The sequence below is a fragment of the Gemmatimonadaceae bacterium genome (assembly GCA_040882285.1).
In the GTDB taxonomy this organism is placed as follows: domain Bacteria; phylum Gemmatimonadota; class Gemmatimonadetes; order Gemmatimonadales; family Gemmatimonadaceae; genus JACDCY01.
On record JBBEBQ010000010.1, the window covers coordinates 346,249 to 366,825 of the forward strand.

The 20,577-nt window shown below is 66.4% G+C and carries 14 protein-coding genes; 11 read left to right on the forward strand and 3 right to left on the reverse strand.

Annotation, left to right across the window (positions count from 1 at the left end):
* Position 1 precedes the first annotated feature (1 nt).
* Together WEA80_07225 and WEA80_07230 are read right to left on the reverse strand one after the other, a co-directional pair.
* Entirely contained in the window at positions 2-253 is a 252-nt protein-coding gene (locus WEA80_07225; protein ID MEX1186364.1) for a CDGSH iron-sulfur domain-containing protein, read from the reverse strand.
* 19 nt (positions 254-272) lie between these two features.
* Entirely contained in the window at positions 273-752 is a 480-nt protein-coding gene (locus WEA80_07230; protein MEX1186365.1) for a DUF6526 family protein, read from the reverse strand.
* 48 nt (positions 753-800) lie between these two features.
* Between WEA80_07230 and WEA80_07235 the strand changes: the two genes are divergently transcribed.
* The gene (locus WEA80_07235) at positions 801-1,232 is read left to right on the forward strand and encodes an OsmC family peroxiredoxin (protein ID MEX1186366.1); all 432 of its coding nucleotides are present in this window, start codon (positions 801-803) and stop codon (positions 1,230-1,232) included.
* 1 nt (position 1,233) lies between these two features.
* On the opposite strand, the gene WEA80_07240 is transcribed toward WEA80_07235, so the two are convergent.
* On the reverse strand, positions 1,234-2,733 hold the full coding sequence (locus WEA80_07240; GenBank protein ID MEX1186367.1) for an ATP-dependent DNA helicase RecQ: 1,500 nt from the start codon (positions 2,731-2,733) through the stop codon (positions 1,234-1,236).
* 169 nt (positions 2,734-2,902) lie between these two features.
* On the opposite strand from WEA80_07240, the gene msrP reads away from it, so the two are divergent.
* From msrP to WEA80_07290, 10 genes are all read left to right on the forward strand, one after another.
* The gene (msrP, locus tag WEA80_07245) at positions 2,903-3,823 is read left to right on the forward strand and encodes a protein-methionine-sulfoxide reductase catalytic subunit MsrP (GenBank protein MEX1186368.1); all 921 of its coding nucleotides are present in this window, start codon (positions 2,903-2,905) and stop codon (positions 3,821-3,823) included.
* 133 nt (positions 3,824-3,956) lie between these two features.
* Positions 3,957-4,433 (forward strand): protein-methionine-sulfoxide reductase heme-binding subunit MsrQ, encoded by a 477-nt coding sequence (locus tag WEA80_07250; protein MEX1186369.1) that lies wholly within the window; start codon positions 3,957-3,959, stop codon positions 4,431-4,433.
* A 9-nt stretch (positions 4,434-4,442) separates the two neighbouring features.
* The gene (locus tag WEA80_07255) at positions 4,443-5,597 is read left to right on the forward strand and encodes a class I SAM-dependent RNA methyltransferase (protein MEX1186370.1); all 1,155 of its coding nucleotides are present in this window, start codon (positions 4,443-4,445) and stop codon (positions 5,595-5,597) included.
* 208 nt (positions 5,598-5,805) lie between these two features.
* Positions 5,806-11,508, forward strand: coding sequence for a HAMP domain-containing protein (locus tag WEA80_07260; GenBank protein MEX1186371.1), 5,703 nt, complete (start codon positions 5,806-5,808; stop codon positions 11,506-11,508).
* On the forward strand, positions 11,493-12,368 hold the full coding sequence (locus WEA80_07265; GenBank protein ID MEX1186372.1) for a protein-glutamate O-methyltransferase CheR: 876 nt from the start codon (positions 11,493-11,495) through the stop codon (positions 12,366-12,368). Before WEA80_07260 ends, WEA80_07265 begins: the two co-directional genes overlap by 16 nt.
* A 1-nt stretch (position 12,369) precedes the next feature.
* Positions 12,370-12,966 (forward strand): chemotaxis protein CheB, encoded by a 597-nt coding sequence (locus WEA80_07270; protein MEX1186373.1) that lies wholly within the window; start codon positions 12,370-12,372, stop codon positions 12,964-12,966.
* Complete coding sequence (locus tag WEA80_07275) at positions 12,963-14,261, forward strand: ATP-binding protein (protein MEX1186374.1); 1,299 nt, start codon at positions 12,963-12,965, stop codon at positions 14,259-14,261. The genes WEA80_07270 and WEA80_07275 overlap by 4 nt, the downstream gene beginning before the upstream one ends.
* A gap of 49 nt (positions 14,262-14,310) precedes the next feature.
* Positions 14,311-17,058 carry a 2-oxoglutarate dehydrogenase E1 component gene (locus tag WEA80_07280; GenBank protein ID MEX1186375.1) on the forward strand — a complete coding sequence of 916 codons (2,748 nt, stop codon included), beginning with the start codon at positions 14,311-14,313 and terminating at the stop codon, positions 17,056-17,058.
* Entirely contained in the window at positions 17,055-19,466 is a 2,412-nt protein-coding gene (locus WEA80_07285) for a PIG-L family deacetylase (GenBank protein MEX1186376.1), read from the forward strand. Before WEA80_07280 ends, WEA80_07285 begins: the two co-directional genes overlap by 4 nt.
* Positions 19,463-20,575 carry an extracellular solute-binding protein gene (locus tag WEA80_07290; protein ID MEX1186377.1) on the forward strand — a complete coding sequence of 371 codons (1,113 nt, stop codon included), beginning with the start codon at positions 19,463-19,465 and terminating at the stop codon, positions 20,573-20,575. Before WEA80_07285 ends, WEA80_07290 begins: the two co-directional genes overlap by 4 nt.
* Positions 20,576-20,577: the final 2 nt, after the last annotated feature.

The following is a 20,577-nucleotide window of genomic DNA, read 5'->3' on the forward strand; positions in this document are numbered from 1 at the left end:
GCTAGGGCGCTTTGTTCCCGTCGAGCGCCTGCTGCCTGTCGAACTCCTGCTGCGCTTTCTCCGCGGCGAGAAACCCGATCTTGCTGTGCGTCCCGTCGCAGAACGGCTTGGTGGCCGACGCGCCGCAGCGGCACAGCGAGATCCGCTTCCCCGGCGTGGTCGGCACGCGCTCCCCGAGGTGATTCACCAGGTTGATCTCACCTTCGATCACATATGGGCCAGTCTGCTTGATCGTGATGGTCACATCGGGCATCTGATCCTCCGCGCGGATGTCAAACTCTCAGGGTGTCGGGCCGCCAATTCTTGATGGCGCGCTTGATGTCGTCCTTTTTTTCGAGCTCTCCCGCCAGGCACCGCTGCGCAAGCTCGGGCGCTTCGGCGTCGGAAGCGAACCGCAGGGCGACGAGCTGGCCCGGTCTCAGCTCCGGGATCCGTGGGCGGAGATCTTCAGGGAGGATCCGCGCGAGCCGCAGTCTCTCTTCGAGACCGATGATGCGCGTCTGCACGACGAGGGCCATTGCGCGCGCCGACCACGCGAGACCGACCAGCGCGGCGGCCACGACGACCAGCCACGCTGAACCCCAGGAGGGGTTTCTCACCGCGGCGACGATGCCGACGACAAGATTGGCAAAGAGGATCGGGAATACGAAAAGATGATAGAGCGGATACACCCGCTTGTGATTGGCGTACGTCTGCTGCTGGCCGGCCATGTGTCGCTCTCGGATGGTGGACGAAGGAATGTAGCCCTTCATTAGCTTACTGTTGTCGTAGTCAGTCAACTGTCAGAACCGGAGCGGGCGATGCCGACGAGAAAAGCGAGCGCGGTGTGGGAAGGCGATCTCAAGAGCGGCAAAGGCACCTTCAGCGGCGAGGGCGGAGCGATCGGCGGCTCGTATTCGTTCTCCCGGTTCGCCGACCAGAGCGAGGGTACGAACCCGGAGGAACTGCTGGCGGCGGCCGAGGCCGCGTGCTTCAGCATGGCGCTGAGCGGCGGGCTCGGAAAGAACGGCACGCCGCCGACGCGGGTGGAGACCGACGCGCACTGCACCGTCGAGAAAGTCGGCGACGGCTTCAAGATCACCACCATGAAGCTGATGACCCGCGCGACGGTTCCCGGGCTGGACGACGCGACGTTTCAGCGAATCGCGAGCGCGACGAAGGACGGCTGTCCGGTGTCGAGCGCGCTCAAGGGCAACGTCGACATCCAGCTCGACGCCAAGCTGACGGGATAGGTCAAGCCGTCGTGCTCTCGGTGGCCATGTCGGTCCCGATCTCCCAGTTGTCGATCTCGTCGCAGGCGTCGCAGTTGCCGCAGCGCCAGTCGGGCTCGACTTCCTCGCCGAAGTGCTCGAGGATGAACCGTGTGCGGCACTCCGCCGTCTGACAGAACTCGATCATGGTGCGGAGCTTCTGCTGGTCGCGCTCGCGGCGCTCTTCGTAGTCCAGAAGATCGGCGCTCAGGTTGACCGATGTCAAACGGTCGGCGAGGCGCTCCCACTTTCCGTCCCGGTGCTCGCGCACCACCCCGTGCCGCTTGAGCAGGGAGAACACGATCCGAGTCTTCCGGAGCGGGACTCCGGTCTGCTCGGAGATGTCCGCGCCCGCTACCGGCTGGCCCTTCGGATACTGCTCCAGCGCGATCGCCACGCGCGCGGCTTCTTCCACCTCGGGATATTTCCCGCCGAGAAAGTACGACTGGATCCGCTTGTCTTCGACGCGATACAGAACCGTGCATACGGCCGGTTTGCCGTCGCGCCCGGCACGGCCCGCCTCCTGGTAGTACGCTTCGATCGATCCGGGAAAGTGGTAATGCAGCACGAAGCGCAGATCGTGCTTGTCGATTCCGAGGCCGAACGCGTTCGTGGCGATGATCGCCTTGAGCTTGTTCGCCATGAACAGCTCCTGCGATTCCTTCCGGTCCGCCGCCGGCATCCTGCCGTGATAGATCGCGATCCTGTGCTTGTCGCGAAATTTCTCGTGCAGCCACTCGGTTTCCTTCACGGTGGCGACGTAGATGACGCCGACTCCCTCGCCTTCGGCCAGCGTCCGCTCCACAACCGCGTCCTTGATGCCGTCGTTGACCGTCCGCCTGACTTCGAAGCGGAGATTGGGCCGCGCGAAGCCGGTGATCGTGACGTGCGGGTCCTGCATGCCGAGCTGGTGGATGATGTCCTGCTGCACCTCCGCCGTGGCCGTCGCGGTGAGCGCGAGTATCGGCGGGCGGCCCAGCCGCTTGGCGATGTTTCCCAGGGCGAGATAGTCCGGGCGGAAATCATGCCCCCACTGGCTGACGCAATGCGCCTCGTCCACCACGAACAGACTGATCTCGCGGCCGAGCAGATGCTCGAAGAACTCGCGATCCTTGAACCGTTCGGGAGTCAGGTAGAGGATGTCGCCCTCGCCCTCGCTGATCTGCCGGTGCGTCTCGCGCGATTCGGAGGTGGAGAGGTGCGAGTGCATGGCCACCGAGTCCACGCCCTGCGCCAGCAGCTTGTCGTGCTGGTCCTTCATCAGGGCGATGAGCGGGGTGACGACGATGGTGAGGCCGTGCAGCATCACGGCGCCGAGCTGGTAGATCAGCGACTTGCCACTGCCCGTGGGCATCACGACGAGCACGTCGCGGCCCTCGGTGAGCACCTTTACGGGCTCCCACTGGCCGCGGCGGAAGTCCTTGTGGCCGAACCGGTCGCGGAGACACGCGACCGCCTCGGATTTCGTAATAGTTTTGGGCATCGGGGGGATTAGGGCAGGAAGTATTCCGTGAAAACGTAGCTATTAGCTATTGGCTATTGGCTATTGGCTATTGGCTTTTGGCTGGAGCGGAGCGCGGAGTCCTCCCCGGTGTACGAAACCGGCTAGGACGCAGCACGCAGCACGCAGCGCAGTTCAAATGGAGCCCGCAATGCTCATTCGACGCCGACCTGACATTCCCGCCAGTGAAATCACCGACGAGCGGTTGTATTTGAACCGACGGTCGTTCATCGCCACGAGCGGCCTGCTCGGCGTGGCGGCCGCGACCGGCGCGCTCCCGGGTTGCCTCCAGGCCGCGCCGTCCGAGGAACAGGGTGAAGACAAGCTGACGCCGTACAAGGACGTCACCACCTACAACAACTACTACGAGTTCGGCACGGGGAAAGACGATCCCTCCGAGAATGCCGGCTCCTTCCGCACGCGGCCGTGGAGCGTGGCGGTCGAAGGCCTCGTGAAGAAGCCCGCGGTCTACGATCTCGAGGACATACTCCGCCCCGTGACGCAGGAGGAGCGCGTGTACCGGCTGCGCTGCGTCGAAGGATGGTCCATGGTGATTCCGTGGCTCGGCTTTCCGCTCGCCGCCCTGATCAACCGGGTCGAGCCGACCTCGCAGGCGAAGTTTGTCGAGTTCACCACGCTGCTCGATCCGCGTCGGATGCCGGGTCAGCGCCGTCCGGTGCTCGACTGGCCGTACACCGAAGGGCTCCGGCTCGACGAAGCGATGCATCCGCTGACGATTCTCGCCACCGGCCTATACGGCCGGCCGCTGCCGAACCAGAACGGCGCGCCGCTTCGGCTCGTCGTGCCGTGGAAGTACGGCTTCAAGAGCATCAAGGGGATCGTGAAGCTGCGCTTCACCGACCGGCAGCCGGCGACCGCGTGGAACAAGGCCGCTCCCTCGGAATACGGCTTCTACTCCAACGTGAACCCGGAAGTCGATCACCCGCGCTGGAGCCAGGCGAAGGAGCGGCGCATCGGGGAGTTTCTCCGCCGCCGCACGCTGATGTTCAACGGCTACGGCGATCAGGTCGCGCGGATGTACGCGGGCATGGACCTGCGCAGATACTACTGAGAGGACTCCGCTCTCGCGCCGAACCCGGGTAATCAAGCCGCTGGTATTTGCCGCGGCGCTCATTCCGCTCGCGCTGCTCCTCCGGGACGGATTCAACGATGGCCTCGGCGCCAATCCCATCGAGGAGATCGAGCTGCGGACCGGGCGCTGGGCGTTGCGCTTCATCGCGATCACGCTCGCGGTGACTCCGCTCCGCCGCCTCACCGGCTGGAACGAGGCGATCAAGTACCGGCGCATGCTCGGCTTGTTCGCGTTCTTCTATGCTACGCTGCACCTGTCGGCGTTCATCGGCCTCGACATGTTCTTCGACGTGAGCGACATAGTCGAGGACATCGTCAAGCATCCCTACATCACGATCGGCATGGCTACCTGGCTGCTGCTGCTTCCGCTCGCCGTCACTTCCACCAAAGGCTGGATCCGGCGGCTCGGCGGCAAGCGGTGGAACCGCCTGCACCAGCTCATCTACGTCGCGGCGATCACCGGCACCATTCATTACCTGTGGGCGGTGAAGAAGGACACCTTCCTGCCGCTCGTCTATCTCACGATCATCGGAGCGCTGCTCGCGTGGCGGCTCTGGCACTGGCTCGCCAAGAGAAAGGCACGCGTGTAAGCTGAGGTCGTGCCGGACCTACTCGAGCCGCTCGAAGCGTTCGCGATCACCGCGCCCGGTCTCTCCCGCATCGCCGCGCGCGAGCTCGCGGGTATCGGGCTCGAGGTGGACGCGGTCGAGCCCGCCGGTGTCACGTTCAAGGGTGGACTACGCGAGGTGTACGCGGCAAATCTGCGGCTGCGCACCGTGAGCCGCGTGCTCGTGCGGCTGGCGCGCTTTCACGCGCGGACCTTCGCGGAGCTGGAGCGACATTCCGCGAAGATCCCGTGGTCGCGGTTCATCGCGTCGGGACGGTCGTTCGAGTTGCGCGTGACCTCGCGGAAATCGCGGCTGTATCACTCCGATGCGGTCGCCGAGCGGATCGAGCGTATCGTGGCGCAGGGGACGGGTGGCGAGCTCGCGGAAGGCGAGCCGTCGGGGGAGCACGACGGCGAGCGGGCGCAGCTCGTCATCGTGCGGCTCGACCGCGACGAGTGCACGGTCAACATCGACAGCTCGGGTGCGCTCCTGCACATGCGTGGATACCGCCGGGCCACGGCCAAGGCCCCCATGCGCGAGACGATCGCGGCGGCGATGCTGCTCGCCTCGGAGTGGCGCGCCGACGAGCCGCTGTTCGATCCCTTCTGCGGCTCGGGCACCATTCCTATAGAAGGGGCCATGCTCGCCAGACGGATTCCGCCGGGGCTGGACCGGGTGTTCGCGTTTCAGCAGTGGCCGTGGGTGGAGGCGGGGCTGTGGTCGCGGATGCGCCGCGACGCGGAGACCGAGATCCTCGACGACCTGCCGGCACCGATCATCGGAGCAGATCGCGACGAGGGCGCGATTCGCGCGGCGAGCGAGAACGCGGCGCGCGCGCGAGTGGACGGCCAAGTCGAATTCGTGCTGAGCCCGGTGTCGGAGGCGAGCGTGGACGCCGGACCGGGATGGGTGATAACGAACCCGCCGTACGGTGTGCGCGTCGGTACGTCGCGCGAGTTGCGTAATCTCTATGCGCGGTTCGGCGCGGTGCTGCGGGAGCGGTTCGGCGGCTGGCGACTGGCGTTTCTGTCCGCGGACCACGCCCTCGAGGCGCAGCTGCGCATGGAGCTGGAGGTGCTCTTCCGGACGACGAACGGAGGTATTCCCGTGCGCTGCATGACGGCGAAGCGGATTGCTCGTCGATAAACGCTACAAGCGTATCTCGCAGAAGGTAAACCCCGGCTGGAGCAGGGGTTACGCCCGCGTCCCGGAAGAGGGTCGCGTCCGCCTCGGCGGTGACTTCGTGGCGGTATCACTCTTGAAGTAGAAAGGGTCGGAGTGTGCCGGAGAATGCTTCCGGCCCGATGAGGATCGGCGCTCGACCGCGCCGCACACCAGACAATCGAGGGATTTCGTGGAAATCGGAGACGAGATCGAGATCGAGGGCGTCGCTGACGCTCCGACCGGCGCTGCGCGTACCCGCAGGCGAAGCAAGGGCAAGTCGGGCAAGCGAGCCGGCAACGGGAGGCAGACCGGCAACGGTAACGGGTCGCGCCAGATTGAGATGCGGCGGCTACTGGCCGGCCTGAAAGACATGTGCGGCGGCGATTTCAGCGTGCGTCTGCCCGACAGTGCCGATCCGATGATGAACGACATCATCGACGAGTTCAACGCCATCGCCGCGCGGAACCAGGCGGTCACGACCGAGCTGCGCCGCGTCGCGACGACGGTCGGCAGCGAAGGGCGGATGCACGACCGCGCGTTCGTCCCCGAAGTCGAGGGCGGCTGGCGGTCCATGATCGGCTCCGTGAACTCCCTGATCACCGATCTCGTCCAGCCCACCACCGAAGTCGCGCGCGTGCTCACGGCGGTGGCCGAGGGCGACCTCAGTCAAAAGATTGTTCTGGAGATGGAAGGGAAGGCGGTCCAGGGGGAATTCCTCCGGATCGGCACCACGGTCAACACGATGGTCGATCAGCTCAGCGCTTTCGCCTCCGAAGTCACGCGCGTCGCGCGCGAGGTCGGCACCGAGGGACAGCTCGGCGGCCAGGCGAACGTCCCGGGGGTAGCCGGCACGTGGAAGGACCTGACCGACAACGTCAACATGCTCGCCGGCAACCTGACGAGCCAGGTACGGAACATCGCGGACGTCACGACGGCTGTCGCGAAGGGCGATCTATCGCGCAAGATCACGGTGGACGTGAAGGGCGAGGTGCTCGAGCTCAAGGACACGATCAACACGATGGTGGATCAGCTCAACTCGTTCGCGTCCGAAGTCACGCGCGTCGCGCGCGAGGTGGGAACGGAAGGGGTGCTCGGCGGGCAGGCGAACGTGCCGGGCGTGGCGGGCACGTGGAAGGACCTGACGGACAACGTGAACTTCATGGCCTCGAACCTCACGGGCCAGGTGCGAAACATCGCCGACGTGACGACGGCCGTCGCGCGCGGCGACCTGTCGCGCAAGATCACCGCGGACGCCCGCGGCGAGATTCTCGAGCTGAAGAACACGATCAACACGATGGTGGACCAGCTCAGCGCGTTCGCATCGGAAGTGACGCGCGTCGCGAAGGAAGTGGGAACCGACGGCAAGCTCGGCGGCCAGGCGGAAGTTCCGGGGGTCGGAGGCACGTGGAAGGACCTGACCGACAACGTGAACACGCTCGCCGGAAATCTGACGAGCCAGGTGCGGAACATCGCCGACGTTACGACGGCCGTCGCGCGCGGCGACCTCTCCCGCAAGATCACCGTCGAGGCCCGCGGCGAGACGCTCGAGCTCAAGAACACGATCAACACGATGGTGGATCAGCTCTCGGCGTTCGCGGACGAAGTCACGCGGGTCGCGAAGGAAGTGGGCACCGAGGGGAATCTGGGCGGGCAGGCGGAAGTGCCGGGCGTCGCGGGAACGTGGAAGGACCTCACGGACAACGTGAACGCGATGGCGAACAACCTCACCGGTCAGATCCGCAACATCGCCGACGTGACGACGGCCGTCGCGAAGGGCGATCTCTCGAAGAAGATCACGGTGGACGTACAGGGCGAGATCCTCGAGCTGAAGGACACCATCAACGACATGGTGGACTCGCTGCGGATCTTCGCGGGCGAGGTGACGCGCGTCGCGCGCGAGGTGGGCACGGAAGGGCGGCTCGGCGGGCAGGCGGAGGTGCCGGACGTCGCCGGAACGTGGAAGGATTTGACGGACAACGTGAACTTCATGGCCTCGAACCTCACGGGCCAGGTCCGCAACATCGCCGACGTCACGACCGCGGTCGCGCGCGGCGACCTCTCGCGGAAGATTACCGCGGAGGCGAAGGGCGAGATCCTCGAGCTGAAGAACACGATCAACACGATGGTCGATCAGCTCAGCGCGTTCGCGTCGGAAGTGACGCGCGTCGCGCGCGAGGTGGGCACGGAAGGGAAGCTCGGCGGCCAGGCGAACGTGCCCGGCGTGGCCGGCACGTGGAAGGACCTCACCGACAACGTGAACACGCTCGCGGGCAATCTGACGAGCCAGGTGCGGAACATCGCCGACGTTACGACGGCCGTCGCGCGCGGCGACCTCTCCCGCAAGATCACGGTCGAGGCGCGCGGGGAGACGCTCGAGCTGAAGGACACGATCAACACGATGGTCGATCAGCTCTCGGCGTTCGCGTCGGAGGTGACGCGCGTCGCGAAGGAAGTGGGAACCGAGGGGAACCTGGGCGGGCAGGCCGAGGTGCCGGGCGTCGCGGGAACGTGGAAGGACCTCACGGACAACGTGAACGCCATGGCCTCGAACCTCACCAATCAGATCCGCAACATCGCCGACGTCACGACCGCCGTCGCGAAGGGCGACCTGTCCCGCAAGATCACGGTGGACGTGCAGGGTGAGATCCTCGAGCTGAAGAACACCATCAACACGATGGTGGATCAGCTGTCCGCGTTCGCGTCGGAGGTCACGCGTGTCGCGAAGGAAGTCGGCACCGAGGGAATTCTTGGCGGACAGGCGGAGGTCCCGGGTGCCGCCGGCACATGGCGCGCGCTCACGGACAACGTCAACGCGATGGCCAACAGCCTCACGCTCCAGGTGCGCGCGATCGCGGACGTGGCTACGGCGGTGACGCGCGGCGATCTCAGCCGGCAGATCACGGTGGAGGCGCAAGGCGAGCTCGACGAGCTGAAGAACAATCTCAACCAGATGATCGGCAACCTGAAGGAGACCACCGAGAAGAACACCGACCAGGACTGGCTCAAGACCAACCTCGCGAAGTTCTCGCAGATGATGCAGGGGCAGAAGGACCTGGAGACCGTGTCGCGCCTCATCATGTCGGAGCTGACGCCGCTCGTGTCCGCGCACTACGGCGTGTTCTACCTCATGGACGACGCGGCCGGCGCTCCGGCGCTCCGGCTCCTGGCGAGCTACGCGTACAAAGAGCGGAAGAACGTGAGCAACGTGTTCCGGCTGGGCGAGGGCCTGGTGGGACAGGCGGCGCTGGAGAAGAAATCGATCCTGCTGACGAACGTTCCCGACGACTACGTCACGATCGTGTCGGGGCTCGGCGAAGCGCCGCCGCGGAACATCATCGTGCTGCCGATCCTGTTCGAGGGGGAGGTGAAGGCCGTGATCGAGCTGGCTTCGTTCCAGCCGTTCAGCCAGATCCACCAGCTCTTCCTCGATCAGCTCTCGGAGAGCGTCGGCGTCGTGATCAACATGATCAGCGCCAACATGCGCACCGCCGAGCTGCTGGAGCAGTCGCAGGGGCTGACGCACGAGCTGCAGAGCCAGTCGGAGGAGCTGAAGCGGCAGCAGGAGGAGCTCAAGAAGACGAACACCGAGCTGGAGCAGCAGGCCAAGACGCTCCGTACCTCGGAAGAGCTGCTGAAGGATCAGCAGGAAGAGCTGCAGCAGGTCAACGAGGAGTTGGAGGAAAAGGCCTCGCTGCTCGTGGAGCAGAACCGGAAGGTGGAGCAGAAGAACGCGGAAGTCGAGGCGGCGCGGGTGGCGCTGGAGGAGAAGGCGGAGCAGCTCGCGCTCAGCTCGAAGTACAAGTCGGAGTTCACCGCGAACATGTCGCACGAGCTGCGCACGCCGCTCAACAGCCTGCTGATCCTCGCGCGGCTCCTAGCGGAGAACAAGGACGGCAACCTCACGCCCAAGCAGGTGGAGTTCGCGAACACGATCCTGTCCTCGGGTAACGACCTGCTCACGCTGATCAACGACGTGCTCGATCTCTCCAAGGTCGAGGCGGGGAAGATGGACATCAGCCCGACGGAGGTGGCGCTCACCGAGCTGTCGACGTTCGTGGAGCACAGCTTCCGCCCGGTCGCCGAGCAGAAGAATCTCCTGCTGAACACGGAGATACAGCCCGGACTTCCTCCCGCGATCTACACCGACGGGCAGCGCCTGCAGCAGGTGCTCAAGAATCTGGTGGCGAACGCGATCAAGTTCACCGAGAAGGGCGCGGTGACGCTGACGATCCGTCCGGCCGAAGCGGGGCGCCGGTACCAGTCGCCGCAGCTGCAGGCGGCGAAGGAAGTAGTGGCGTTCTCCGTCTCCGACACGGGCATCGGCATCCCGCGCGACAAGCAGCGGCTGATCTTCGAGGCGTTCCAGCAAGCCGACGGAACCACCAACAGGAGGTTCGGGGGGACCGGGCTCGGGCTGTCGATCAGCCGTGAGATCACCCGGCTTCTCGGCGGCGAGATCCGCGTCGAGAGCGAGATCGGCAAGGGGAGCGCTTTCACGCTGTATCTCCCCGCGAAATACCATCCGGATCCGGACTCGGACATGGATGGCGACGGCTCGTCCCAGGAAGCTCTCATCCGCCGCGCGTCGAGGCCCGCGAGCAGCCTCCCGTATCAGCAGCGCCCGGCGTTGGCCGGGGAGGAACAGGGCGCGACCGCACGTCAGACCGGCGAGCCGCGGGAGGAGATTCCCGACGACCGCGACGACATCGCCCCGGGCGATCGCGTGGTGCTGGTCATCGAGAACGATCCCTCGTTCGCGAAGATTCTCCTGGGGATAGCGCAAGAGCGCGGCTTCAAGGGGGTAGTGGCGCTGGACGGCGACGCCGGCCTGGAAGCGGCCAGCGATTACCGACCGGATGCCATCACGCTCGACATCGACCTGCCGGGAGGGACGTATGGCTGGGGCGTGCTGGACCAGCTGAAGCACAATCCGGAGACGCGGCACATTCCGGTGCACATCATCTCCGGCGTCGAGCGCAGGCAGCAGGGATTGAAGGCGGGAGCGCTGGCCTATCTCGAGAAGCCGGTCAGCAAGGAATCCCTCGACGAGGCCTTTGGTCGCATCGCGACGTTCATCGACGAGCGGGAGAAATCGCTGCTAATCGTCGAGGACGACGAGACGCAGCGCAACAGCATGGTGGAGCTGATCGGAGACGAGGACGTCAACATAGTCGCCGTCGACAGCGCCGAGGCGGCGCTCGATGCGCTGGCGAAGCAGAAGTTCGATTGCATGGTCGTGGACCTGGGACTGCGCGACATGAGCGGCTTCGATCTGCTCGAGCGGGTGAAGCAGGACCCCGGGATGCAGGAGATGCCCATCATCGTCTACACAGGCAAGGAGCTGACTCCCGCCGAGGACACGCGGCTGCGGAAGTACGCCGAGACGATCATCGTGAAGGACGTGAAATCGCCGGAGCGGCTGCTGGACGAGACCGCGCTGTTCCTCCACCGGGTGGAGGCCAAGCTGCCGGAGCAGAAGCGGGTGATGCTCGAGCGGCTGCACAACTCCGACGCGCTGATGGCGGGCAAGCACGTGCTCGTCGTTGACGACGACGTGCGCAACATCTTCTCGCTCACCAGCGTGCTCGAGGCGCGCGGCATGGAAGTACGGTTCGCCGAGAACGGCAAGGACGCGATCAAGGCGCTGGAAGACGACCCTGCCGTCGACCTGGTGCTGATGGACGTCATGATGCCGGAGATGGACGGCTACCAGACGATGTCCGCGATCCGGGAGATGGAGGAGTTCAAGACGCTGCCGATCATCGCGCTCACCGCGAAGGCGATGAAGGGTGACCGGGAGAAGTGCATCGCGGCCGGCGCGTCGGATTACATCACGAAGCCGGTGGACACGGAACAGCTCCTTTCACTGATGCGGGTGTGGCTGTATCGCTGACGCCGCGGGACGGCGTGGAGTCCCCCGGAGCGTCGCTCGGACGGAACGAGCTGGAGAAGCTGGAGATCGAGCTGCTCCTGGAGGGCATATACCGCCATTACGGCTTCGACTTCCGGTCGTACGCATACTCCTCGCTGCGGCGGCGGCTATGGAAGCGGATCGAGGCCGAGCGGCTCGAGTCGGTGAGCGCCCTGCAGAACGCCGTGCTGCACGATCCCGAGGTGATGGAGCGGCTGCTGCGCGACCTGTCCGTCAACGTCACGGCGATGTTCCGCGATCCGACCTTTTACGTCGCGTTCCGGAACCAGGTCGTTCCGCTGCTGCGCACGTATCCGTTCATCCGCATCTGGCACGCCGGCTGCTCGACCGGGGAGGAGGTGTTCTCGATGGCCATCCTCCTCACCGAGGAGGGACTGTACGACCGCTGCCGCATCTACGCCACGGACATCAACGACATACTTCTGCGCCAGGCGAAGCAGCGGATCTTCCCGCTGGAGCGCATGCAGGAGTACACCGACAACTACATCAAGGCCGGCGGGAAGCGTTCGTTCTCCGAGTACTACACTGCGATGTACGAGGGCGCGCTGTTCTCTGCGGCACTGCTGAAGAACGCCGTCTTCTCGCAGCACAACCTGGTGACCGATGGATCGTTCGCGGAATTCAACGTCATTCTCTGCCGCAACGTCCTGATCTACTTCGACAAGTCGCTACAGGGAAAGGTGCACGGCCTCTTCTACGACAGCCTGTCCACTTTCGGCGTGCTATGCCTCGGGTCCAAGGAGTCGCTGAAGTTCTCCCGGTACGAGCACTGCTACGAGGAGCTGAACACCCGCGAGAAGATTTACCGGAAGGTCGTGTAACGTGGTCTTCGACCTGATCGTCGTGGGCGCTTCGTGGGGCGGGCTCGATGCCCTGACGGTCCTTGTGCGCGGGCTGCCGCCGGACTTCGCCGTGCCGCTCGTGATTGTCCAGCACCGCGGCGCCGATGCCGAGGGCTTCCTCAGCGGCCTGCTGCAGGAGTGGACCGGCAGGAAAGTGCTCGAGCCCGAAGACAAGGATCCGATAGAGCCGGGACACATCTACATCGCGCCGGCGAACTATCACCTGCTCGTGGAGACCGGGCATCTCTCGCTCACCACCGAGGCGCCGGTGCGGTACAGCCGGCCTTCAATCGACGTGATGTTCGGATCCGCCGCGCACGCGTACGGCGAGCGCCTGATCGGCGTGGTGCTGACCGGCGCGAACGAGGACGGCTCGCGCGGGCTCCAGTGCGTGGCCGAGTTCGGCGGGTACTGCGTCGTGCAGGACCCGGCGACCGCGGAAGCCGCGAGCATGCCGGCAGCGGCGCTGCGGCGGGTGCCCGGCGCGGCGGTGCTACCCCTGTCCGGCATCGCCGCCCACCTCGTGGACGTCGCCAGAAACGGACCCCCCTCCGAATTCGTGCGAGCGACCGCGTGAGCGATTCCGCCGAAAAGGTCAACATCCTCATCGTGGATGACCGCCCGAAGAATCTGCTCGCGCTCGAAGCGATCCTCGAGCCGCTGAACGAGAAGCTCGTGCGCGCGAATTCCGGCGAGGAAGCGCTGCGCGAGCTGCTGCTGCGGGACTTCGCCGTGATTCTGCTCGACGTGCAGATGCCGGGGATGAACGGTCTCGAGACGGCGCAATACATCAAGGCCCGCGAGCGGTCGAGGTCGATCCCGATCCTCTTCCTGACCGCGATCAACAAGGAGGAATCGTACGTGTTCAAGGCGTACGAGGTCGGAGCGGTCGACTACCTGTTCAAGCCGTTCGATCCCGAGATACTCCGCTCCAAGGTGGCGGTGTTCGTCGACCTCTGGCGCAAGCAGGAGCAGATCCAGACGCAGGAGGAGCGGATCCGGCTATCGGAGAAGCGCGAGCTGGAGCTGCAGCACCGCACGACTCTGCTGGAAACCGAGGCGCGGTCGGCGGAGGAGCTCGCGACCGTGAACGACGAGCTGCAGCGGCGGCAGTACGAGCTGGAGCGCGCGATCACGGCGCGCAGCAGGTTCTACGCGTCCATGAGCCACGAGCTGCGCACGCCGATCAACGCCGTGCTCGGCTACAGCACCCTCATGCTGGACGGCATCTACGGCCCGCTGAACGAGAAGCAGCGCGAAGGGCTGGAGCGCACGCATCGCGCCGCCAAGCACCTGCTCGAGCTGGTGAACGACGTCCTCGACCTCTCCAAGATCGAGGCGGGCAAGATCGAGCTCGCCATGCAGCCCGTGCAGTTCCCCAGCCTGGTGGAGGACCTGTTCGTCACGGTCGCGCCGTTCGCGGCGGAGAACAAGACGAAGCTCGACCTCGACATGGAAGGGCCGCCCGTGACCATCGTGTCGGATCCCCGGCGGATCCGGCAGGTCATGCTGAATCTCGTGTCGAACGCGATCAAGTTCGGCGGCGGAAACCCGGTGCGGGTCGTGAGCCGCGGCACTCCGGACGGCGGCGTGCAGATCGAGGTGAACGACGCCGGCGCCGGAATTCCCGAGGAGGACCTGACGCGGATCTTCGACGAGTTCGTGCAGCTCGGGCAATCGGCGCAGCCGGGCACGGGGCTCGGACTTCCGATCTCGCGCCGGCTCGTCGAGCTGCTCGGCGGCAAGCTGGAGCTGGAATCCGAGGTCGGCAAAGGAAGCTGCTTTCGGGTGACGCTTCCGCCAGGGGTCGCTGTCAGTGAAGACGGCGCCGAGCCGGAAATGGTGGAAACGGGTTCCCAGTCCGCCGCCTGACGCGCGTCCGGCGGCTGTGAACGCCGGCGCCGCCGGAATAGATTTCGTCATGCCTCTTCCCATGGCGGGCGCGTTCAACGACGGCCTCATCGCCGAGCAGTGGGAGCGCTTTCAGCGCGATCCCGCGTCGGTCGACGAGAGCTGGCGGCAATACTTCCGGTTCGCGCAGTCGCTCGCGGGAACGGGCGAAGCCGGCGTCGGCGAGGCCGACGCGTCGCTGCTGCGGAAAGTCGCGGGCGCCGCCGGACTCGTGGCCGCGATCCGCGCGTTCGGTCACCTCGCGTTCCAGCGCGACCCGCTCGGCGGCCAGCCCACGGGAACTCCCGAGCTCACGCCGGAATTCCACGGCATCGCGGAAGAAGACCTCGCGTCGGTGCCCGGCTCGGCGCTCGGATTTCCGCAGGCCACGGCCGCCGATGTCATCGCGCACCTCCGTCGGCTCTACAGCGGATCCATGGGGCTCGAGTTCGAGCACCTCGGTCGCGCGACGGAGCGCGAGTGGCTGCGGAACGCGGTCGAATCCGGTTCGCTGAACGAGCCGCTCGCGGCGGAAGAGAAGATCGCGCTGCTCCGCCGGCTCACCGAAGTCGAGGGGTTGGAGCGGTTCATCGGGCGGGCGTATCAGGGCTACAAGCGCTTCTCCATCGAGGGAACCGACGCGCTCGTGCCGATGCTGGACGAGGTCATTCGCCGGTCCGAGGACGCCGGCGCGCGCGAGATCGCGATGTCCATGGCGCACCGCGGCCGGATCAACGTCCTCGCGCACATACTCGGCAAGCCGTACACGGCCATCTTCGCCGAGTTCGAGGGCAAGCACGCCGCGACGAACAGCCCCGACGGAACCGGCGACGTCAAATATCATCTCGGCGCGCGCGGCGAGTATCCGCTTTCGGAAGACGAGGCCGCGGCCGTCACGCTGGTGCCGAACCCGAGCCATCTCGAGTTCGTCAACCCGGTGCTCGCGGGCGTCGCGCGCGCGTTGCAGCGCGTACCGGACGAGCCGGGCAGGCACGACGAGTCCACGATCGTTCCGATCTGTATTCACGGCGACGCCGCCTTTCCGGGCGAGGGCGTGGTGGCCGAAACGCTCAACCTCTCCCGGCTGCGCGGCTATCGCGTGGGTGGGACGATTCACATCATCGTGAACAATCAGATCGGCTTCACGACCGACGTGAAGGACGGGCGGTCCACGCGCTACGCCGGCGATCTCGCGAAGGGGTTCGAGATTCCGATCGTGCACGTCAACGCCGACGACGCGAACTCGTGCGTCAGGGTGGCGCAGCTCGCCGTCGCCTTCCGGACGAAGTTTGCCAAGGACTTCCTGGTCAATCTCGTGGGCTACCGGCGGCACGGCCACAACGAGACCGACGAGCCGTCGTTCACGCAGCCCGTGATGTACGCGCGGATCAAGTCGCACCCCACGGCGCGCCAGGTCTGGGCGTCGCGGCTCGTGGCGGAAGGATTGGTGGCCGAAGAGCAGGTCGCGGCGATCGAGGCCGAGGTGAACGCGAAGTTCGAGGCGGCGCACGCCGAGGCGCAGGCCGACGAGGACCCGGCGGAGCAGACGAAGCTGGATCCGAACGGCGGCGGGGCCGTCGCGACGGCCGTGCGCGCGGACAGGCTGGTCGCCATGAACGAGCGGCTGCTCACCTGGCCGAAGGAGTTCAAGGTCAATCCGCGGCTGGCGAAGAATCTCGCGCGCCGGCGGGACGCGCTGGGTGATGCCGGCGGGATCGATTGGGGTCACGCGGAAGCGCTCGCGTTCGCTTCCATAGTGACCGACGGCGTGTCGATCAGGTTCACCGGGCAGGACGCGGAGCGGGGGACGTTCTCGCACCGGCAGGCGGTGCTGCACGACGCGGAGACCAACGAGACGTACGTGCCGCTGAAGAATCTGCCCGACGCGAAGGGCGCGTTCCAGATCTACAACAGCCCGCTGTCCGAGACGGCGGTGCTCGGCTTCGAGTACGGCTTCAGCACCGCGGCGCCGGACGCGCTGGTGCTGTGGGAAGCGCAGTTCGGCGACTTCGTGAACGTGGCGCAGCCGATGATCGACCAGTTCATCGCGTCTGATCACGCGAAGTGGGGGCAGGACTCGAGCGTCGTGCTGCTGCTGCCGCACGGGTACGAGGGGCAGGGTCCGGAGCACTCGAGCGCGCGGCTGGAGCGGTTCCTGCAGCTCTGCGCCGAGGGGAACATGCGCGTCGCGTACCCATCCACGCCCGCGCAGTACTTCCACATCCTGCGGCGGCAAGCGCATCAGAAGCAGCGGCGGCCGCTGATTCTGCTGCAGCCCAAGAGCCTGCTACGCATGCCGGAGGCGGCGTCCCGACTCGCGGATCTCTCCGACGGCGCGTTCCAGTGCGTGATCGACGACCCGGGCCGCGCCGAGGGACGCGATCAGGTCAAGCGTCTCGTGTTCTGCACCGGCAAGATCTATTACGATCTAATCGCCGGCGGGCCGCCGCCGGAGGTCGCGGTCGTGCGCGTCGAGGAGCTGTACCCGTGGCCGCACGAGGACGTGACGCGCGTGGTGGATGCGTATCCCAACGTCGCGGAAGTCGTGTGGGCGCAGGAAGAGCCGAAGAACATGGGAGCGTGGACGTACGTCGCTCCGCTGCTGCGCGTATCTACGGGGGACGCTCTCGTCACGCGGTACATCGGCCGGCCGGAGCGCGCGAGCCCGTCGGAGGGGTACGCCGCGTCGCATACCGCGGAGCAAAAGCGCATCGTCACGTCGGTGCTGTCGCTCGCGCAGCCGGCGCGCGGCCGCAGGAGTGCCTTAGCATCTTCGTGAGCCTGCGGCTCGGAGCCGTACTCCTCGCGCTGATCGTCTCGGCGCCGGCGCTGCGCGCGCAGGACCACGGCGCCGCGGCGCTGGCGAGAGCCGTCGCGCTGCTCGGACCGGAGACGCCGCGCGTGTTGTACATCGCCGCGCATCCGGACGACGAGGACGTGCGGCTCATCACCTGGCTGTCGCGCAGCGGCCGCGCCGAGGTGGCGTACCTGTCGCTCACGCGCGGCGACGGCGGGCAGAACCTCATCGGCAACGAGCTCGGCGAAGCGCTTGGCGTGCTCCGCACGCAGGAGCTGCTGGCGGCACGGCGGATCGACGGAGCGAAGCAGTTTTTCGCCCGCGCGTACGATTTCGGTTACTCCAAGAGCGCGGAAGAGACGTACACGCACTGGCCGCGGGATTCGCTGCTCAACGACGTCGTCCGGGTCGTGCGCGCGTTCCGCCCGCACGTGATCGTGGCCACGTTCTCCGGCACGCCGCGCGACGCGCACGGCCAGCACCAGGTGTCGGGGCAGCTCGCGCGCGACGCGTATGATCTCGCGGGCGACGTCGCGCGGTTCCCGGTCGCGGAGTACGGCGAGCCGTGGACTCCGCTCAAGCTGTACCGCAACGCCGGATTCTATCCCGACGGTCCGCACGTGCTGATGAACGTCGGCGAGTACGATCCGCTGAGCGGGATGTCGTACGACCAGATCGCGAGCGTGAGCCGGTCGCACCACAAATCGCAGGGGCTTCGCGGTAACTACCGGCTCGGAGAAGTGACGAGCCGGTACTTCCGGGAAGCTTCGCGCGTGACGCCCGAGATCCCGCGCGAGCAGGAGCGGTCGGTGCTCGACGGCCTGCCGGGCGTCGTTCGGAACGGCTCCAGCGGGAGCGGCAATCGCTCGGCCGCCGCGACGGTGGACGTCCGCTCGCCGCCTTCCGCCATTCCGTACATCGCCCTGCACGCGCCGCGCAACGACGACGAGCGCGCGCGGTACGAGCGCGCGGCGATCGCGGCAACGGGTCTCGCGTTCGAGGCGCTCGCCCCGCGTTCGTACGTCGCGCTCGGCGACAGCATCGTGCTCGATTACGCGCTGCACAATCGTGGCACGGTCCCGGTCACGATTGACTCCGCGGCGGGCGCGTTCCCATCCGAGACCGTTGCGCCAGGCAAGTCGGTGCGCTGGAAGGGCACGCTCCGTCCCGCGCGCAAGCTCGAGCCGTGGTGGCTGAAGCAGCCGCGCGTCGGCGACATGTTCGCCGGTCCGCCTCCGGCCGCGTCGGACGACCAGATCGCGCAGGCCGACTGGCCCCGGGTGAAGGTGCGCGTCGAGGGACTGCCGCGGCCGGTCGCGCTGAACGCGCACCCGGTGCACCGGCTGAGCGAGGGGTTCTACGGCGACTTGTACTCTCCGCTCGTGGCCGCGCCGGGCATCACGGTGACGCCGTCGCCGGCACACTCCTTCGCGCGCGCGGGGACGCGTTTCGAGCGCGACGTGTATGTCAGCGTGCGGTCGAGCTTCGACGCCGAGAAGACCGTTTCGGTCAGACTCGATCTTCCATCGGGACTGTCGGCATCGCCGGCGGTCGCCCAATTGACGCTGCCGTCCGGCGCGACACGCACGGTCGTCTTCCGGATCACCGGCACCGCGCCGCCGGGCGAGCATCGGCTGAGGTTGCGCGCCGAGTCGGACGGCGAGGTGTTCGGTGAGGCCGTGAGGATCGTCGATTATCCGCACATCTCGCTGCAGCAGATGTACGAGCCGGCGGAGATCAAGTTGCATGCGGTGCCGGTAGAAGTTCCGTCCGGTCTCTCGGTCGGCTACATCGCCGGGAGGGCCGACGCGGGGCCGCAGGTGCTGCGCGAGCTGGGCGTGCCGGTCACGCTGATCGAGCCGGCGGAGATTCCGCGCCTCGATCTCGCGCGCTTCCCGGTAATCGTGATCGGGCCGCGCATGTACGAAGCGAGCGCGGATCTCCTCGAGCACAACGGCCGGCTGCTGGAGTACGCCAACAACGGCGGGCGCCTGGTCGTGCAGTTCGGGCAATACATGATGAGCGGCGCGGGGATTCTGCCGTACCGCATCACGATCTCGCGCCCTCCCGATCGCGTCACGGACGAGAACGCGCCTGTGACGATCACCGACCCGGCCGCGCGCGAGCTGACCTACCCGAATCGGATAACGCTCGCGGATTTCGAGGGCTGGGTGCAGGAGCGCGCGACGTTCATGCCGGACGAGTTCGACCCACGCTATCGCACCATGCTGGCGATGAACGATCCCGGCGAGCCGCCCGTGAACTCGTCCATTCTCGTGGCGCCGGTGGGCCGCGGAACCTACGTGTACGTGACGCTCGCGCTGTTCCGCCAGCTGGAGGACGGAGTGCCGGGCGCGGTGCGCCTGTTCGTGAATCTGCTGGCGCCATGAGGGGAGCTATTGGCTGTTGGCTATTGGCTCTTGGTAACTGCCTACGCCGCAGCTCATATCCGCTGTTGCCAACAGCCAACAGCCAACAGCTAACAGCTGTTGTTCTTTGCCTCGCATTAGCGGCGTGTTCCGGCGATGGACGTACCGTACTTACGGTCTATTCACCCCACGGCAAGGACCTGCTCGGCTACATGGAGACGGAGTTCGAGAAAGCCAATCCGTCGGTGGACGTGCAGTGGGTGGACATGGGGTCGCAGGAAGTGCTCGACCGGATTCGCGCCGAGGGCGCGAATCCGCAGGCGGACGTCTGGTTCGGCGCGCCGGCGGAAGCGTTCGACCGCGCTGCCCGCGAGAACCTGCTCGAGCCGTATACACCGACCTGGTCGGCCGCCGTGGACGGCGAAGCTCGGCATCCGCAGCATCTCTGGTACGGCACGTATCTCACGCCGGAGGTGATCGGCTACAACAGCGAGGCGCTGAGCGCGGCCGAGGCGCCGCAGGACTGGGACGACGTGCTCGATCCGAAGTGGAAGGGGAAGCTGCTCATCCGCGACCCGGTGGCTTCCGGGACGATGCGCGCTATCTTCGGCGCCATCATGCTGCGCTCGCTCGCGCAGACGGGATCAGAGGAGGCCGGTTACGACTGGCTGCGGCGGCTGGACGCGAACACACGCGAGTACGTGCTCAACCCGACGATCCTGTACCAGAAGCTCGGGCGGCAGGAGGGGATCGTCACGCTCTGGGACATGCCCGACATCGCGACGCTGCAGCAGCGGACGCGGATCCCCGTGGACTACGTGATTCCCGCGAGCGGCACGCCGTTGCTGGTGGACGCAATCGCGATCGTGCGCGGCACCGATCAGCCCGCGGTTGCGCGAGAGTACTACGAGTTCGTGACCAGCGAGCCCGTGCTGCTCGAGTCGGCGAAGAGATTCCTGCGCATCCCGGCGCGAACCGATCTGCACACGGATTCGCTGCCGGCCTGGATCCGCGACGCGAACGCGCGCATCAAGCCGATGCCGATGGACCGCGAGATCCTCGCGCGCGATCTCGACCGGTGGATGAAGTACTGGGACGCCAACATCCGAAACCAATCGCGCCGTAGGTGACC